The organism is Arthrobacter sp. 10T419 (genome assembly GCF_056394105.1).
Genome location: NZ_JBFTHF010000004.1, coordinates 242,053 through 258,888, shown reverse-complemented (window position 1 = coordinate 258,888; position 16,836 = coordinate 242,053). Strand labels below are relative to the sequence as shown.

Annotated in this window: 13 protein-coding genes; 11 read left to right on the top strand and 2 right to left on the bottom strand. The window is 64.0% G+C overall.

Features of this window, described 5'->3' with window-relative positions:
• Positions 1–3 precede the first annotated feature (3 nt).
• Positions 4–3,159, bottom strand: a complete 3,156-nt coding sequence (locus tag AC1DBD_RS10035; RefSeq protein ID WP_476982022.1) for a DEAD/DEAH box helicase — start codon at positions 3,157–3,159, stop codon at positions 4–6.
• A 74-nt stretch (positions 3,160–3,233) separates the two neighbouring features.
• On the opposite strand from AC1DBD_RS10035, the gene AC1DBD_RS10030 reads away from it, so the two are divergent.
• From AC1DBD_RS10030 to AC1DBD_RS10020, 3 genes are all read left to right on the top strand, one after another.
• Complete coding sequence (locus tag AC1DBD_RS10030; RefSeq protein ID WP_476982021.1) at positions 3,234–4,229, top strand: hypothetical protein; 996 nt, start codon at positions 3,234–3,236, stop codon at positions 4,227–4,229.
• Between the two features lie 34 nt (positions 4,230–4,263).
• Complete coding sequence (locus AC1DBD_RS10025; protein WP_476982020.1) at positions 4,264–5,814, top strand: SIR2 family NAD-dependent protein deacylase; 1,551 nt, start codon at positions 4,264–4,266, stop codon at positions 5,812–5,814.
• A gap of 260 nt (positions 5,815–6,074) precedes the next feature.
• Positions 6,075–6,257, top strand: a complete 183-nt coding sequence (locus AC1DBD_RS10020) for a hypothetical protein (protein ID WP_476982019.1) — start codon at positions 6,075–6,077, stop codon at positions 6,255–6,257.
• Between the two features lie 132 nt (positions 6,258–6,389).
• On the opposite strand, the gene AC1DBD_RS10015 is transcribed toward AC1DBD_RS10020, so the two are convergent.
• Positions 6,390–7,058: an NUDIX hydrolase gene (locus AC1DBD_RS10015; protein ID WP_476982018.1), complete on the bottom strand. Its 669-nt coding sequence runs from the start codon at positions 7,056–7,058 to the stop codon at positions 6,390–6,392.
• 93 nt (positions 7,059–7,151) lie between these two features.
• Between AC1DBD_RS10015 and AC1DBD_RS10010 the strand changes: the two genes are divergently transcribed.
• From AC1DBD_RS10010 to AC1DBD_RS09975, 8 genes are all read left to right on the top strand, one after another.
• Complete coding sequence (locus AC1DBD_RS10010) at positions 7,152–8,111, top strand: ARPP-1 family domain-containing protein (protein ID WP_476982017.1); 960 nt, start codon at positions 7,152–7,154, stop codon at positions 8,109–8,111.
• Positions 8,108–9,652: an ADP-ribosylglycohydrolase family protein gene (locus AC1DBD_RS10005; protein ID WP_476982016.1), complete on the top strand. Its 1,545-nt coding sequence runs from the start codon at positions 8,108–8,110 to the stop codon at positions 9,650–9,652. Before AC1DBD_RS10010 ends, AC1DBD_RS10005 begins: the two co-directional genes overlap by 4 nt.
• 13 nt (positions 9,653–9,665) lie before the next feature.
• Complete coding sequence (locus tag AC1DBD_RS10000; RefSeq protein ID WP_476982015.1) at positions 9,666–10,667, top strand: sigma factor-like helix-turn-helix DNA-binding protein; 1,002 nt, start codon at positions 9,666–9,668, stop codon at positions 10,665–10,667.
• 240 nt (positions 10,668–10,907) lie between these two features.
• Positions 10,908–12,215 carry a TY-Chap domain-containing protein gene (locus AC1DBD_RS09995; RefSeq protein WP_476982014.1) on the top strand — a complete coding sequence of 436 codons (1,308 nt, stop codon included), beginning with the start codon at positions 10,908–10,910 and terminating at the stop codon, positions 12,213–12,215.
• 183 nt (positions 12,216–12,398) lie between these two features.
• Complete coding sequence (locus tag AC1DBD_RS09990; protein WP_476982013.1) at positions 12,399–13,805, top strand: TY-Chap domain-containing protein; 1,407 nt, start codon at positions 12,399–12,401, stop codon at positions 13,803–13,805.
• A gap of 21 nt (positions 13,806–13,826) precedes the next feature.
• Positions 13,827–15,509, top strand: coding sequence for a nuclease-related domain-containing DEAD/DEAH box helicase (locus AC1DBD_RS09985; RefSeq protein WP_476982012.1), 1,683 nt, complete (start codon positions 13,827–13,829; stop codon positions 15,507–15,509).
• Positions 15,510–15,599: 90 nt separating this feature from the next.
• The gene (locus tag AC1DBD_RS09980; RefSeq protein ID WP_476982011.1) at positions 15,600–16,157 is read left to right on the top strand and encodes a hypothetical protein; all 558 of its coding nucleotides are present in this window, start codon (positions 15,600–15,602) and stop codon (positions 16,155–16,157) included.
• A complete protein-coding gene (locus AC1DBD_RS09975; protein WP_476925823.1) occupies positions 16,154–16,756 on the top strand; it encodes a hypothetical protein in 603 nt (200 codons plus the stop codon). The genes AC1DBD_RS09980 and AC1DBD_RS09975 overlap by 4 nt, the downstream gene beginning before the upstream one ends.
• The last annotated feature ends 80 nt before the right edge of the window (positions 16,757–16,836 follow it).

The following is a 16,836-nucleotide window of genomic DNA, read 5'->3' as shown; positions in this document are numbered from 1 at the left end:
CTCTCACTGCGCCACCGCAGCCGCCGTCGCATACAGATCAGCCGGCATCGGACGGTGCAGCTTCCAGGTGATCGCGATCGGCTTCTCCCCCGCATGCTGGACGTAATCGACCTGGCCCAGGCAGGTGTACGGAACGGTCAGCCCGGTCTCGTCCTCTGAGGTATCACGGGTGAAGATCAGGATTCGCGAGCCGTGCGCTGCCCGGTCTAGGTAGCGCCTGCCCGTCGGGCTTCTCGGCGACGTCGCGTTCTGCGATTCCCAGTGGAAGAGCTCCGGGCTGATGGCGTAGTCCTTGTACATGGTCGTGGCCGAGTGCTTCTTGTCGTCCTTGTTGAGGGTGACGAAGAAGGCGTCTGTGGATGTCGCAGGGCACCAGGCGACGCCCTCGCGGTGCTGCACGTTCTTGCCGAGCTCCAGCGACCCGTATTGCAGGGCTGCCAGGATCTCCTCGCGCCGGTAGGTTGCGTGCGAGAGCAAGGGGACGTGTTGCAGCCCGGCCCCGAGTCCCTTGGCGGCATGCTTTGACGCGGCCACGCCGAGCTTCACAACCTGCCGGATCTCGCTGCAGACAAACTGGTAGCCGCGCAGATAGTCGAGGCCGGCGTCGTACGACTGGAAACCGCCGCCGTCGTCCCAGAGCGTGTAGAACAGCATGCGGGCGAACGTCTGTTCGCGCATGCCGAGCTCCGCGTAGCGGGGTGCGTCAGCGCCGACGAGCATCGAGTAAGCCTCGGCGCGTTCCGGGTCATCCACGTGGATCAGCGCAGCCATCCGGCCCAGGAGCTTCTTCTCGTCGGCGTCGGAGAGGTCCTGGATCCTTCCGCTGAGAACGGTCTCCAGCGGCGAGAACCCTTCGATCAGCCCCGCCTGGCGAAGGTATCCGGTCCACGAATCTTTGGTGGACCGGTAAATCGACTTCACGTCGTTCCCGGACCGCTGCAGGTACATCTCGAGTTCGGTCTCGGCGTACGATGCGATGTCCCGGACCAGCTGGACGCGGTTGAACCGCAGCTGCGCTTTGATGTTGTCCAGCACGACTTTCTGCGCCACCCGGTCCAGCACAATTTGCGAGCCCGACGGCAGATACGGGAACTCGTCCTCGACAGCCTTCTCCAGCTCCTTGCGCCCGTAGCCGGTGAGCGCCCGGTAGCGCAGGTCAAAGCGAAACTCCCGGCGCTGCTGGCCGATGAAATCTATGACGGTCAGCACCGCCTTGCCCTCGGCGCGGCGCAGCCCGCGCCCCAGTTGCTGGAGGAAGATCGTGGCGCTCTGCGTGGGCCGGAGCAGCAGGATGGTGTCCACCTGCGGCAGGTCCAGGCCCTCGTTGAAAAGGTCGACGGCGAAGATGCAGTTGATCTCTCGTGCGGCGAGACGTTTCAGCGCCGCCGCCCGGTCGGCGTCGTCGGTGCTGCCGTCGACGGCGACGGAGGCGATGCCGGCGCGGTTGAAGACCTCGGCCATATAGTGGGCGTGCTGGACCGAGACGCAGAAGCCGATGGCCCGCATCTGCTCGGTGCTGGTGGCCTTATCGCGGAGCTCGCGGATCACTTTGGCGGCACGGGCGTCGTTGCCGGTGTAGAGGTTGTTTAGCTGGGCGGTGTCGTAGTTGCCGCGCTTCCACTCCAGCTGGCTGAGGTCGACGTCGTCGGAGACGCCGAAGTAGTGGAACGGCACCAGCAGGTCGGCGTCCAGGGCGTCCCAGAGGCGCAGTTCGCTGGCGGTGCGGCCGTCGAAGAACTGCTGAGCGACGTCGACGCCGTCGCCGCGTTCCGGCGTGGCGGTCAGCCCGAGGAGCTGCTGCGGCTGCAGGTGGTCCAGCAGCCGGCGGTAGGTGGGCGCCATGGCGTGGTGAAATTCGTCGATGACGACGACGTCGAAGAAGTCGGGCTCCAGCTTGTCGATGCCGAGGGAGGACAACGACTGCACGGAGGCGAAGATGTGTTCCCACTGCTGTGGCTTGTGTTCGCCGACGTAGAGTTCGCCGAAGGCGCCGTCCTGCATGACATCACGGTAGGTGCGCATGGCCTGCTTGAGGATTTCCTGGCGGTGGGCGACGAAGAGCAGCTTGAGATTCTTGCCCGCCGCTTCGCAGAGGCGTCTGTAGTCCAACGCCGCGATGACGGTTTTGCCGGTGCCGGTGGCGGCGACCAGGAGGTTGTGGTTGAAGCCCTTCAGCCGTTCGGCTTCAAGATCTTCGAGCATCTCCTCCTGGTGCAGGAAGGGCTGGAGCTCGAGACCGGTGGCCGCCCCGGGGACGGGTGTTCGCCGGCCGCCGTTGCGTTCGAGTGCGGCGTCCAGCTTTTCGCCGTCGCGTTCCGGATCGTAGCTCTGGAAAGCGCGCTGTTCCCAGTAGCTGTCGAAGGTGACCTCGAACTTGTTAAGGAGTGCGGGCGTGCCGACGGAGCTGAGCCGGACGTTCCATTCCAAGCCGTCCAGGAGCGCGGCTTGGCTGAGGTTGGAGCTGCCGACGTAGGCGGTGTCAAAGCCGGAGTTGCGGCGGAACAGCCATGCCTTGGCGTGCAGCCGAGTGGCCTGGGTTTCGTAGTTGATCCTCACTTCGGCGCCGTAGCGGTGGACGAGTTCGTCGATCGCGCGACGCTCCGTGGCACCCATGTAGGTGGTGGTGATGACGCGGAGTTTGGCCCCGCGCTCCTTGAGTTGTTGCAGCGCTGGTTCGAGGAGCCTCAGCCCGGTCCAGCGGACGAAAGCGCAGAGCAGGTCGACGGTGTTGGCGGATTCGATCTCGGTCCTGAGTTCCGCGGCGAGGTTTGGATCGTCCTTGCTGTTGGTGAGCAGGGCCGAGTCGCTGAGTTTGGTGGTGGGTCGGCGGAGACTGCGGCGCTTGAGCGTGTCCGGGCGGTGGAGGGATTGGAGCTGTGTGGGGCCGGGAGCGATTCGGTCTGTCGTGTTCAGTTCTTGGAGGAGCTTGTTCGCGAGGGCGACGCGGTCGGAGGGTTTCGCTGCTTCCAGGGCTTGACGGACCGCATTTGCGACGTGGCGGGAGATGATATCCGGGCTATCGTCGTCATCGATGTCTGCGAAGATCGGCTGGAGTTCTTCCACTTGGCTCAGATGGTCCCCGAGGGCATCCGTGTTGAGCAGTTCGTACAAGCCCTCGGGCAGCTGCTCCGCCGCCACTCCCCCAAAGAAATTAGTCACTGCGCCAGGGTATTTGGCTGGACCGACAAAGACCAACAAGTCGTATTGTCCGGGATGTCCCTTAGCATTGGCAAATGACCATTTCAGTGGGGGACCTTTTCAAAGAATGTGGCCTCAACCCGGCCGGAGTAGTGAAGTGGGGAGATCAAATTCCGTTGGATCTGCCCGGCGTCTATGTCGTCGCTTCCACCCCTGATCTCGGCGATCCGACAGGCCTGATGGGGAACTATCATCACGATCCCGGAGCGTTCGATTCGCTCAAGACAGCCTGCCCGTCGGTGACCATCGATGGCAGGCTCGCCGCCCATGATGCACTTTCCAAAAGAGTCGGCGCCTTTTGGATCCCGGATTCCGCCATTCTTTACATAGGCCTGGCGGGAACCTCTGTCCGGAAGCGGGTCAACCAGTACTACATCACTCGCATTGGTCAGCGATCACCGCACGCGGGTGGCTGGTGGTTGAAAACTTTGGCCGACCTAGAGACGCTCTTTGTCCATTACGCAGCAGCGGTCACCCCAAAATCTAAAGAGGCGTTGATGCTTAAGACCTTCGCCGACGCTGTGCCGCCGTCGGTGCGGCAAACACTCCACGATTCCGAACGAATTGCGCCGTTCGCGAATGTCGATGTGCAAGCGGGACTTCGGAAGAGACACGGGTTGGGCGGATACAAGACGTCGCGCGCGAACTCGAGGACTTCTTCAGCCACGGCTGTCGAAAGCGAAGAAGTTGCGTTTCCATTGACTGCCCCCAGTTCCGCTCGTCCAACGCTGACATCTTCGGGCACCCCGGGCTCCGACAACGGAACGCGCATTGAGTCTCAAGTCATCACGGAAAAGGATCGCACCGGTTCCAACTTGCGTATCCCCTCGCGCTCGAAATTCGCGCTCCCGAAAGTCGATGGCTTTCTAAACGTGACCTATCAAGGGCAGAAAATCGAGGCTCGATGGCGGGTTAACGGATCCCGTTCAGGAACCATCGGACTTGGAAGGTCCATCATGAGTTCGATTGGAAAACCGAACAGCAGCATTTGGATGCGGGTCAGTGGCACCTCCGTCGCCTTCGAGGAGTGACGATCCCATGACTCAACCTCATGTTTTCGTAGCCATGGCTGACATCCTGAATCTCAGATGTGACGCATGGCTATTGCCAACTGACTCAAGCGTTCGCATCGAGCCGCATTGGCTCAATGCTGATCCCGAGCTGCGCACGCTGGCAGCGGCTTCAGCCTCGGCTGAATTCCGAGACGGAGACGCGCTGGCCGAGCCGGTCCGGCCGTGGGATCCGGGTTGTCCACTGCCGATCCTGACGGCCGTCCCCGAGGATGGCGGCTGGGGCCGCACCGTCGTCGCCGAACGCCTTGAAGCGTTCGTGAGCAGCGCTGTGACGGCGATACCCGCGCCGCCCAATCACCGGCCGCACCGGCTCCTTGCCTTGCCTTTCTTCGGGACGGCAGGAGGCGGCGCCGGGAACCACCTTGGCGCCGCCCTGCGCGCAATCCTCGAGGCATCCGCCCAACTGGCAGACCGCTACGGCGTCGACATTGTGCTTGTTCTGAGAGACCGAGCCGCGTTCTCACTGGCCCAGAAACTGAGGCGAGAGGCAGCCGACGACCCGTCCTGGCCTTCTCTCGGGAGCCATCTGCAAGACAAGGCCAAGTCCCTTGGCCAGCTTGCAGGAACCGGAAACTTGGTGCCCTTCCTCGGCGCCGGGGTCAGCGTCAGCGCCGGCGCCCCCAGTTGGGGCCAACTCCTCGACACGTTGAGGGCAGGTATCCAGCTCAAAGATGCAGAGGCAGAGGCGTTTCACGGGCTGAGCCTGCTGGACCAGGCCGGGGTTCTCGAACAGCTCTACGCCGATCAGCATGGGACCCGGGAGGCATTCGGTCAGGCGGTCGCGGACGCCGTCGAGTTGCCGAGGTATGGGTTGGCGCCGGCACTCCTCGCCATCCTGCCCTCCGCCGGGGCAATCACCCTGAACTACGACCGACTTTTCGAGAAGGCCTGCAAAGATGCCCAGCGACCGCGGACGGTCATGCCGGAGAACGTTCCGGCCGTCGGCAACGACTGGCTGCTGAAACTTCACGGGTCTGTGAGCCAGCCGGACAGCATCGTACTGACCCGTGATGACTACCTTAGCTACAACAGCAATCGCGACGCGCTGTCAGCGCTGGTCAAGGCGCAACTGCTGACCCATCACTTGCTGTTCGTCGGGTTCGGCCTCGCCGACGACCATTTCCATGAGATCGTCCACGATGTCAGGCGGGCACTCCCGAACGATGTTAAGAACCACCAGATGGGCACGGTGCTGTCACTCTTTCATGAACCGCTGCAGAACCTCGTCTGGACAGGGAAACTGGACATCCTTCCCATGTCCAGCGCCCCGGCGCCGAACGCCGGCCCGTCTGACGTGCACACAGCCCTCGTGACTGCAGGGCGGGAGCTCGAGATCTTCCTGGACATGATGGCCGCCTACGCGACCGATAACCACTCTTATCTGCTGGCTCCCGCGTACAACCAAGGACTCGCCGACGACGAACTCGACCTGCGGCGGCAGCTCCTCGCCCTCGCCGGCCACAAGCGGTCTGCAAAGACGGCCGAAGTGTGGGGCGTGCTCGACAAGGCCCTCCGAGAACTGGGCTTGAAGGACCCGTCTTAGGAGTGGCCCGGATTTCCCCGATGTCCCGGCTGACTCTATGGATCTCAGCGTTCAGCTAGCCTGCATTACGGAACAGTTGGCAGTTCTTTGTGGTGGAGTCCCAGCGGGCACGGGTGTCGGTCATTTCTGCCACCTTGGACATGCTCGACTGTCACCAAGGGGGAATTTCCATCCGTTTGTCCGAGGAATTTGCCCACGTTCCCCTCCCGCAATCGGGTCCTTCAGGTAAATCGTCGGAGGTGCGTTCTATGGTGCCGTCCATGGACATCATGCCCCTCCTTGAAAGTTTCCTCAGCTGGATCCAGACGCCCCTCGGCATCGCCATCGTCGCTCCCATCGTGGTCACTTCGGTCATTGCTTCTTTCGTTGCGTTCCGGAGTTATGTGAGGTCTGTCCCCCGTCGCTTTGAGCGCTGGCTCGAGCGGAAGCAGGGGTGGTTGTGACCCACCGCCGCCGCTTGCACCGACCGAATTGGACAACTCGTAGCTCGGAGGAGGCTCATGCTCGTCGGGATCGCTCCCTATAGTGCACCCGTTTAGCCGCAGTGAAAACGGAAATTAGATCCGCACGCTGTTTCATATGCGCCGCACCCACAACCTTGAAGGCCTCCCCCGCGTCCCGTCGGACATCTGCCCCGTCCCCTGCAGCTTCGGCTCCATGAACCGCCGGAACGTGTCCCGCATCAACACCGAGCCCGCCACCGCCTCATGCAGCTCCCGCAGGTCCTTCAGCGTGAACGGTTCGGCCAGCAGCGCCGCCGGGTCCGGCGCCTCACGGTAGGCGGCCCGCAGCCACTCCACCGCCTTCGCCACAATGTTCGCGTGCCCGTAGGGCAGCCCCGCAATCAGTTCCGGTTCCCCTGTCACGGAAGCGAGCCGGACGGCGTCGGACTTTAGCGCCGACTCCAGGGCTGCGAGCGGCACGACGTCCACGTGCGCGACTGACAGGACCCAGCCGCGGTCGTCGCGCGCCGGGTCGTCGAAGACCTGCAGCTGGCGCGGCACCTGCCCGGAGATCCCGACCTTCTCGCGCAGGCAACGCAGCACCGCGTTCGCCAGGGTCTCGCGCTCCCGCAGGAAGGTGCCGGGCAGCGCCCACCGCCCGTGCTGATGACCCTCCGCGCGCCGCACCAGCAGAACGCAGACGGAACCGTCCGCCACCGTCAACACCGCCGTATCCACCGCCACCGAGGGGCGCGGGTAGTCGAGCAGGGACGTTCCGGGGCCGTTCTGGGAATCCTTCACAGGATTATTTATTGCAGTATTGCGCTAAAGATGCAAGCCGTGCATACTGAAGTCAATTAGCGCAGAACTGATCTAAATCAACCGGAGGTTCCCATGAAAGTCCCCCAGCTCCACGTCGGCGCCGGCAGCAGCTTCGGCCCGCTCAGCATCTTCCCGGTCTGGACGTCCGGCTCCGGCAGCCTCGGCATCAGCACCGGCACCCACGCCGACGTCGCCGTGACCGAACTCGCCAGCGGCCCCCAGGTCGCCCGGCTCACCGTCACCAACAACGGCCCGCACCCGGCGCTGCTGCTGGAAGGCGAGCTGCTCGAGGGCGGCCAGCAGCACCGGACCTGCGCCCGCGACGTCGTCCTGGGCCCCGGCGAAACCCGCGACATCGACACCTTCTGCGTCGAGGCCGGCCGCTGGGAAGCCGGCCAGTCCAGCCACCGCCGGCAGGCACGGCGCGCACCGCTGAACGTCTGGTCCGAGCTGGCCAACGGCCTCGACGGCCGGCGCGGCGGCGACCGGCAGGGGCGGATCTGGGAGCGGGTCAGCCGCTTCGACGCGGCCCGCGGCCCCTCGGTGACCAGCTCCCTGCTGGACCACATGGACCTGTTCAAGGACAACGCGCACAACCGCTTCAACGCCGCCGACGCCCCGGCACCGCTGGAGGGCCAGCGCGGCGTCGTGATCGGGCTGGGCACGCAGCCACTGCTCCTGGAAGTCTTCGGTACCGGCACGCTATTCCGCCGGCACTACCGCCAGCTGATCGACTCCGCGCTGCTGGACCTCGAGCTCCTCTCACCCCAGGTGCTGGCCTCCGGTCCTATGCCGGGCCAGCGGGCCCGCGACTTCGCCACCCACGTCCAGTCCATGGACTTCGGCGCTTTCGACCGCGGCGCCGCGGCGGTCGAGGTCCGCAACCACGGCGCACTCCGGAGCCGCAACGTCTCCCGCGCCGCCGGTCCCGTGTCCGCCGCGGGCATCGCCGTCGAACTTCCCACCCGCCGCCCCCAGCTGGCCCACCTGACCGGCTGGAACACGCACCACCCCCTGATGGAGCTGGCATGAAACTGACCCCCTTGCAGAATGACCGCGCGGCCGGAGTCCTCGTCGCCCTGGCCGCCGGCGACGCCCTCGGCGCCGGCTACGAGTTCGGCGCGCCCCTGCCGGACGGCGCCGAGGTAACCATGAAGGGCGGCGGGCCGTTCGGGTTTGCGCCGGCCGAGTGGACCGACGACACCTCCATGGCCGTCCCGATCGCACTGGCCCTGCTTGAGTCGGCGTCCGACGGCGGGGCCTCCTCCCCCGCGGCGCTCACCATGATCGTCCGGGCCTGGACGGCCTGGGCCGCCGAGGCCAAGGATGTCGGCGCCCAGACCAGCGCCGTGATCGCCGCCGCACGACGGCTGGCCTCCGCCGACGGGCGGAGCGTGACTGCCGCGGACTTCAATGCCGCGGCTGCGGAGTTCCATGCCCGCACCGGCCGCAGCGCCGGCAACGGCTCGCTGATGCGCACCGCACCGCTGGCCCTTGCCTACCTGGACCGGGACGCGGCCGAACTCATGGCCCAGGCCGGGGTGCTCAGCGCGCTCACCCACGCCGATCCCGACGCGCAGGAAGCCTGCGGCCTCTGGTGCGTGGCCATCCGCGCGGCCGTCCTGACCGGTCGGCCCGACGTCCGCGCCGGGCTGCCCCTGCTGCCGCCCGACCGCGCGGCACTGTGGCTGGAGCGGATCGAGGTTGCCGAGCGGTCCCGGCCGCGGGACTTCAACCGCAACGGCTGGGTGGTCGAGGCGTTCCAGGGCGCCTGGAGCGCCATCCACTTCGCGGGCCTGACCTCGCCCGGTCCGGCGCACCTGCGGGCCGCGCTTGAGGAAGCGGTTCGCGGCGGCCGGGATACCGACACTGTCGCCGCCATCGCGGGCGGGCTGCTCGGTGCGGCCTACGGCTTCACTGCGGTGCCGTTCGAGTGGCGGCGGCGCCTACACGGCTGGCCCGGGCTCCGGGCCCGCGACCTCATGATGCTCGGGATGGAGCTCGGCCGCGGCGAGGGCCGCAGGGCCGCAGCCTGGCCGCGCGCCGAACGCCAGGACTACAGCATGTGGGGCCGCACCGACGCCCTGGTCCCGCACCCGCACGACGACGGCGTCTGGCTGGGCGGCGTCGGGTCCCTTGCGCGGGTGGCCGACCTGGGGATCGACGCCGTGGTGTCGCTGTGCCGGCTGGGGACTATGGATGTGCCCGTGGTGGCGCCGGAGGATCACGCCACGTTCTGGGTCATCGATTCGCCAGTTACCGCCGACAACGCCGACGCAGCGTTTGTGCTGCGGGACGCGGCGGCCGCCGTCGAACGCTTCCGGACGGAGGGCAAGACGGTGCTGCTGCACTGTGTCCGAGCCGAGTCGCGGACTCCGACAGTGGCGGCGCTGTACGGGGCACGGGTTGCAGGGACTCCGCCGTTGGAGGCGCTGGAGGATGTTCGGCGGGTGCTGCCTGGGGCGAACCCGAATGGGTTGTTCCTGGGGTTACTGGGGGCAACCGAACCAGCGGCAGAACTCCATGTTGATGGAGCCACGACCGGGGTGCCCAAAAATGTCCGGCCCTACTGATAGGAATGTGACCATGACTACAACTCCTGAACTCAGTCGGGAGCAGCGCGATGCCGCCATGGTGGAGCGCTACTCGGACGGCGAGACCCTCGATGCCATCGGCCAGACCTTCGGCATAACCCGCGAGCGGGTCCGGCAGATCATTGCCAAGGTTGGTGGCACGAGCGCCGAGGAATCCCGAAAGAACCGCATCGCTGGGCGGGAAGCGGCCCGAAAGACCGCCCACGACGCGTTCCTGGCGGAGTACGGCGACTTGGCGCGCCAGATGGCGAAGCGCGGCGTCACCCGGCCAGACGCGGTGTTGAAGCTGCAGGCGCTTTACCCGGCGATCGACGTTGATCTCGCCGAGGACGTCCTCCGGGAGTCAACCATCGTCTTCGACAAGAGTCAGATCGACGACATCTTCTCCAAAGAAGCTGTTGCCGCAGGCGTCTGGTACCTGCTCGGTTCCGAACTCCGGCTGGCCCCGGACCGTGGATGGGCAGCAGTCAATCTGGATCTTTCGCTGATGGGCGAGCTGAGGGCCGCACTCGGATCCGCGGAAGCTACCCTCGAGGACATCGCCACCATTCTCGGTGTCATCGGCGCCGCACAGAAGCACCTCGCCAGCAACCCGACATCCAGCATTACCGGCAAGCGATACCAGGAACTCCGTGAGGAGCTGGTGGTTGCTCTTGGCCTCGTATCGCGGCAGGGCGCGTTCCCTTGGCCGCCGACTCGCCAGACCGTCACGAAACGCTTCGGCGGCTGGAACGAGGCCCTCGAGGCCATGGGCATCGGTACCACTACTCAGGGGAGGCCGAAGGGTCTGTTGAAGTTCACCCGCGAAGACTACGACGATGCTGTGCGCGACTTCTGCTTTCATGCCTCAGCCGCCGAAATAAATGCCACGTTTGCAGGATATGACCTGTGGGTGAAACAAGAGATTGCCGATGGTCGCGAACGGCCGTCGGGTGCATCCGTGCGCAACATCTACGGCACGTGGATGGACGCTGTTCGGTCAGTGCAGGAGTAGACGTTGGGATTGGGGGATTCTGCCGGTCAGGGGCGGACGACAGCCGCGATTCGAGTTCCTTCGGCCTGGATTCTTGAATCCGACTCCCTGATGGCATATCGGGGAGGCGATCCACTTCGATCAATAGCGAAAGACGCCGGATTGAGCGTTTCTGCCATGTGCGACGAACTCGCTGGCGAAGCGGAGCCGGCAGACGAGCTTGAGCGTCTCCGATCTGTCAGACAGCGAGGCCAAGCCGCAATGAAGTCCATCTGGGACAACGTGGAAATGATCACCAGACTAAACGATTCCGGAATTAAGCGTTCGGAAATTCCTGTGGTCCTGCGTGCGCTAGGGGTGGAGATTGACGTTGAGGTCGCCGTCGAGCTTCTGCATGTCCCCGGGATCCCTGGGGACGATCCCGCGATTCTGCAGGACCCAATGCGGCTCAGCGACAAGCTGAGCTTGCTGTATGTCACGGGCAAGCACCATGGGATCGAACCGGATTATCAGCTGACGCTGGGTCAGATGCCCACGGATGAGATCGCCCAGCTGCGGCTCTTGACTATGGCCAGGTTTCCTCCGAGACGTCTTGCTGAGATCCTGGCAGTCGCTGAGACCACCAAGCTGGCCATCCGAGCGCGGGTTACCAGATCCTTGTCCGTTGAGGAATATGCTGCAACGGCAGAACCTCTTGTAAGGCTATTCAAAGGCTATATCTTCAATGAGACCGCCTCATGGCCCGCCCCTGTCACAGCCCTGACGCGGCGCCTCGGCGGCGGCTACTGGGATCAAGCGCTGAGCGCAGTGGGATTGCAGCTGCGCAATGCCGCCGACCGCTTTGGCCCAGGCGACTACATCCGCGCGATCCACGACTACACCGAAGAATGCGCCGAGTGTGACTTCCCGCTGAGTGTCGAGACTTACGACCGCTGGGTAACGGCCGAGGTATCGCTGGGAGGCGATCGCCCTTCAGCCGTGGAGTTGATGGTCCACTACGGCGGCTGGCAAGAGGCGCTCAGCACCATCCCGGGGTACGAGGCGAAGCAACGGCTCGCCGGTTCTGACTCTGACTCGTACGACGCCTCGCTATTTAACCAGAGTGATTCAGCTGTGGAGGCTGCCTGGGTGCGCGCCGGTGAGTTCATCTGCGAGCTGCTGGCTAACATGCCCCGGAATCGATCCCTTCAGATTCAGTACGGCGACTCCCCCGATGGTTCCGTCCGCCCCTACGCGGAGGGTACCCGCGGTGCTGACGGCGTATGGTGCGAAGTGGTGTCCGAGCGTTTGTTGCCATGCAAGCAGTGGCCGATCGACGCAGAGTATTTGGAAGCCTGTGACTGGCTAGCCCCTGACGACGAGGTCTCGCAGTGGTGCAAGGAATCGGTGCCGCTCCAAGATGCCGGGCACCAGCTGCTCGAAGGGCTGAGATTTGGCCGGCTGTGCTCGGATCCGTGGCAGCTGCGGTGGAGTACCAAAGAGCCAGTAAGCGGCCCGGTTCGGGATCACGGCGTAACCATAGAGCAAGCTCTTGCTGGCGAAGTCCAGACTCTGCGTAATGCGGGCTGACGGCATTTGAAGAAGACGTTGGACCAATTCACTCGACACACACCAAACTCAACGGGGATTACATTCATGACGACACCCACCGAGGATTCGCGTCCGCAAGCTGACCCGCGGGCCGCAATTGGGCCGGCCTTGGCATCGTTTCTCGCCGGCGACCCCCTGAGTTCAATCGCAGCATCCGCGAACATGGACAGCTACAGCATGTTGCGTCTCCTCGGTTCCCGCGTAGCCGGCCGGGCGGAGCAACAGCGGTCAAAGGCGATCCGAAATCGATGCTCTGCAGCGGGGGTTGTCCTTTTCCAAGAGCGCGAGCGCTTCAAGCAACTTCAGGCAGCAGGTATGGACCTCCGGGAAATACCGCGAGTGCTGGCCGCCCTCGGCGCTCCGGTCGACGTCGACATCGCCGTGGAGATGCTCCGGAGCACCTACATGTTCAAGGAAATTCTGCATCGCGTGCTGCAACAAGAGGGTGTGGTTGGTGAGGTGATTGCCTCACCCATCGACGAACTCAGCCTGCTATACGTCACGGGAATTCAACGCGGCGTGACACCAGATTATGAACTGGCTCTGGGGATGATGCCGGTCTCATCCTTCACATCGCTCAGGGAGCTTCTTGGAGTCCGCTACTCCTATCAAAAGACCGCCGAAATCTTGGCGGTAATTGAAACAACGTCACAGGCCATCCGCTCCGGAGATGTGGTCGGAATTTCGTACGCCGAATACAACGAACTATCCGGGGCCATCTCGCGTGATCTTCAAGACGTCACCCCTCCACATGGAGGCAGCTGGCCGGTTCCGGCAGACGACCTCCGTCGCCGCCTCGGGCGGGGGTTCTGGGATGCTGCCTTGGACTCTGCGGGGCTGCAGCCTTCTTCCGCCGGATATCGTTTTAGCGCGGCAGATTTTGCAGAGGCGGCCAAGGGGTTCATGAACTCATACGGCGAGTTCGGGTCGCCAAAGGAAGGATCGAGCTACGACAGCTGGGTGATTGCCGAAACAGCCGCCGGTCGGGAGCGTCCCTCCGCCATTGCTATCCGCCGGCATTTCGGGACCTGGGAATCCGTGATCCGGGCGTCCATGCCCTCCGAAATCGAGGATGAGTTCGACGGGATCGTCGACATGTACAGAGCTGAGAACGCCCGCGAAGAAAGCTGGGCGAGAGCCGGCGAACTCATCAGCGAAGTTCTCGCAAACATGCGTCCGGGTTCTTTCCTCAGCATTCAATACGCATACGACGTCGACAAGCTAACACCGTACGCCCAGGCAGTCCCGGACGCCGATGGAGTCTGGTGCGAAATAGTCTCAGAGCAGTTTCTGCCCGCAGAGCAGTGGCCCATCAGCACTGGCTATCTTGCCGGCAATGGTTGGTCAGCACCGACCGACGATTTCCCGAACTGGCACAAGGACGGCGTCCTGCACGAGGCCGCCGGTCACGAGATTCTTGACGGCTTGGGAGGTGGCCGGCACTGCGCTGACCCAGCCAAATTTCGCTGGCACACGGGCCAATTTCCGGCCGGCCCCGGACCGGACGGCGAGGTCACGCTGGAGGATGCACTCAATGGTGCCGTGCAGTCTCTTGACAACGCAGCCTAGACAGCCCGACAGGAGCCAGCAATGAGATGCATACCGGAAGAACCCGAATTTGGCGACGGCCACGTGGCCGAGGAAGCGGTTTGGGAGGCCCTCAAGAAGAGCCTCCCAGACGACGTAGTCCTCGCCCACTCCGTTCAAGTAAGGGACGGGCGGGCTGAACACGAGATCGACATCCTCGTGCTCTGGCCAGGCGTCGGGATGGCTGCCATCGAGGTCAAGGGCGGAAAGGTCGGCGTCGAGAACGGGCAGTGGTACCAGTCTGACAAGGCCGGCGGGCACAACATCCAGAGCCCGGTGGTGCAGTCGCAGGCGTCGATGCACGCTTTCAAGAATTGGCTGGAGAGCCAGCTCGGATCCCGGCTCAGCAGCCGCTTCGCGTACCTGGTTAGTCTCCCCTACACGGATGTTCCGCAGGGCTGGGCCATGGCGGGGTGTCCCCGCTCGCTGATTCTAGACCGGGCAGACACTGAGTCGCTTAAGGACAAGGTGCGCCACGCTATCGAACGTGAAGGCTGCGGGGCCACCACCCTGACGCCGGTATTTCTGGAACGCATCGTTCGGAAGCTTGGCGGCGACCTCGACGCAGGGCCCTCGCAGATTCCCGACCCGCACGAAGCCGAAGACGCCCAGGATCATCTCACCATCAAGCAATCCGTGCTGTTGCGCGCAACCCGGTCTCTTCCCCGCGTCCGCTTCACCGGCGGTGCAGGCAGTGGCAAGACATGGCTCGCCCTGGAGAAGGCGCGGCTGCTCTGCAAGGAAGGGAAACGGGTGGGCCTCTTCTGCTACAACAAGGGGCTGAGCCAGTACCTTCAGCAGCAGGTTTCCGGCTGGCGGCAGGCCCAGCCGGTCTTCACCGGGGAATTTCACGAGTACGTCCGAGCCCTTGGTGTTCCGGACGGGACCGGGACGGACTACTTCGAAGAGGAGATGCCGCGCCTCCTCAAGGAGCTGGCGGGACGCATGGGACTGCACGAGCGGCTGGACGCCGTCGTCGTCGATGAAGCGCAAGACTTTGCACCACTGTGGTGGGAGTCGCTGCTCGCCTGCACCGCTGCCCCTGAGGCCGGCGAGGTGTACGCGTTTATGGACGACCGACAGGACGTCTATCAAAGGTGGACCGGGTCCGGCTCCGACGGCAAGCATCCGACGGCGGACCTGGTCCCGATCCATATCGACGAAAACCTCCGCAACACCCGGAAAATTGCCGAAACGTTCCGGTCCTTCGCAGGCGAACACTTCACGCCCCGCGGCGGCACCGGACTCCCCGTGCGGCGGGTGGAGTGCGACACCGAGAACGCCCTAGATGCGGCGGATGAGTGCGTCGAAGCACTCATGGACGAAGGCTGGAGCCCCAACCAGATCGCGCTGCTCACCACCAAGTCACGGCATCCGGTCCACCAGGAACGGTTCGATGCCGGTTCCATCGCCGAGTACTGGCTGGATTTCCACGCGAACAACGACGTCTTCTACGGCCACGTTCTTGGGTTCAAGGGCTTGGAACGCTCAGCCGTGGTGCTGTGCGTCAACGGGTTCAAGGACATGGAGCGTGCCGCCGAGCAGCTGTATGTGGGCTTGTCCCGGGCCAGGAGCCTGCTGGTGGTGGTCGGGGATTCTTCGCTGCTGGAGACTGCTGGCGGGCGGGACCTGAAGTTGGCACTCGCTCGGGCTGAGGCGTGGCAGCCGGCCTCTGTCGGATTGTGACTCTGGCGGCCGCAGTTCACGCGGGGCTTCAGATTGTCGGTGCTGTGCCCCACACTTCAGGCAGGAACCGTCACACCGCTTGGGGGATGCATGAAAGAGCGAGCACAACAGCTCAACGACAACTACGCCGAGTTCATCGCGCGGCTCGATGCGGCCACGCTCAAGCTCACGGACCGGAATGACTCCCTCAACACCTCTCTCGAGATCCTCACCCTGCTGGCCGAGCAGAACCGCGCCGGGCTAACGGCGTGGGAAGAACGGCGGGCGACCCTCAGCGGACAGCTGGAACGCCGCGCTGAGGGTCCGGAAACGGATTCCCTGAAGGAGCTATTTGAGGTTGCCCTCAGGATGACGCCCATGTTTCGCAACCGGGTGGATCGGATCGAACAACGGTTGTCTCTGCTGCGGAAACGATCGGACGAGCTCAGCAAGTCTCTCTTGGAGCTTCGGAAGAGCAAATTCAAGCTGACCACGTCCAGGGTCCTTGCTCAGGAGAAAGCCAATCTGAGCCGGGCCGTAGCGGAGTTATCAGGCACACCGCAAGGCCCTGTTGGTGGTCTTCCTGACGCCGGCCTGTTGGACGACCTCAAGAAGGCTAGGGAAGCGATTGTCCTCGCCGAAGCACTCTTGGAAGTGAAGGGACAATGAAGGACTCGTTGCCTAAAAAGGAGAAAAAACTGCTCCTTTCGTTTACGTCGCTGCAATGGAGCGGGCGGCCAGCGCAGGAGGCCATCTACTCCTGTCTGGGGCTGGGTGTCATCGGGTTCTTCGTTTGCCTGGTGCTCATGATCTTCTTTGCCGGTCTCCGGGACCCCGGAGTCGCGACACTTTTCATCGTCGTTTTCGCCGTTGGGTTGACGACACTGGCGGTCTGGTCAAAAGCGTCCAACGAGAAGAAATTCCTTGCCGCGATCAGCAAGCGCGTCAACGACACCATCGTCGAAATGACCGGCAACCCGAACGACCAACTGTCACTCCCTGACTTCAGGAAGTTCATCGAGAACGAGCGTCGCATTCCGCTGCTAGTTCACGGCGTGCCGGGCCTGGAGCTTCGGGCGGTCCGGCAGGGCGAATCACCGGCGACCGGACCAAAGGAGTCTCCACCGCACCGGAATCCACCGAGGAACTCGTCGTCCACACGCACGCCCGTGGTGACCACAACTCAGGTAGTCGTCGCCATCACCCCTCCCGACTACGGAACCGCCAGCTTTGACCGGCTGCTGCAGGCCACGCTCGACACCGATTGACGTCACTGCTCGGCCACCCCAACGCGTCGCAAGCTTCATTGTCCGACCCGGCCCATATGATCGAGGAACTGTCGCTCCAA

Bases quoted from the DNA above. Each gene is read 5' to 3' on its own strand.
- AC1DBD_RS09995 (WP_476982014.1), top strand. From the start codon at position 10,908: ATGAAGTCCATCTGGGACAACGTGGAAATGATCACCAGACTAAACGAT.
- AC1DBD_RS10020 (WP_476982019.1), top strand. From the start codon at position 6,075: ATGGACATCATGCCCCTCCTTGAAAGTTTCCTCAGCTGGATCCAGACG.
- AC1DBD_RS09980 (WP_476982011.1), top strand. From the start codon at position 15,600: ATGAAAGAGCGAGCACAACAGCTCAACGACAACTACGCCGAGTTCATC.
- AC1DBD_RS10025 (WP_476982020.1), top strand. From the start codon at position 4,264: ATGGCTGACATCCTGAATCTCAGATGTGACGCATGGCTATTGCCAACT.
- AC1DBD_RS10000 (WP_476982015.1), top strand. From the start codon at position 9,666: ATGACTACAACTCCTGAACTCAGTCGGGAGCAGCGCGATGCCGCCATG.
- AC1DBD_RS09975 (WP_476925823.1), top strand. From the start codon at position 16,154: ATGAAGGACTCGTTGCCTAAAAAGGAGAAAAAACTGCTCCTTTCGTTT.
- AC1DBD_RS10010 (WP_476982017.1), top strand. From the start codon at position 7,152: ATGAAAGTCCCCCAGCTCCACGTCGGCGCCGGCAGCAGCTTCGGCCCG.
- AC1DBD_RS10005 (WP_476982016.1), top strand. From the start codon at position 8,108: ATGAAACTGACCCCCTTGCAGAATGACCGCGCGGCCGGAGTCCTCGTC.
- AC1DBD_RS10030 (WP_476982021.1), top strand. From the start codon at position 3,234: ATGACCATTTCAGTGGGGGACCTTTTCAAAGAATGTGGCCTCAACCCG.
- AC1DBD_RS09985 (WP_476982012.1), top strand. From the start codon at position 13,827: ATGAGATGCATACCGGAAGAACCCGAATTTGGCGACGGCCACGTGGCC.
- AC1DBD_RS09990 (WP_476982013.1), top strand. From the start codon at position 12,399: ATGGACAGCTACAGCATGTTGCGTCTCCTCGGTTCCCGCGTAGCCGGC.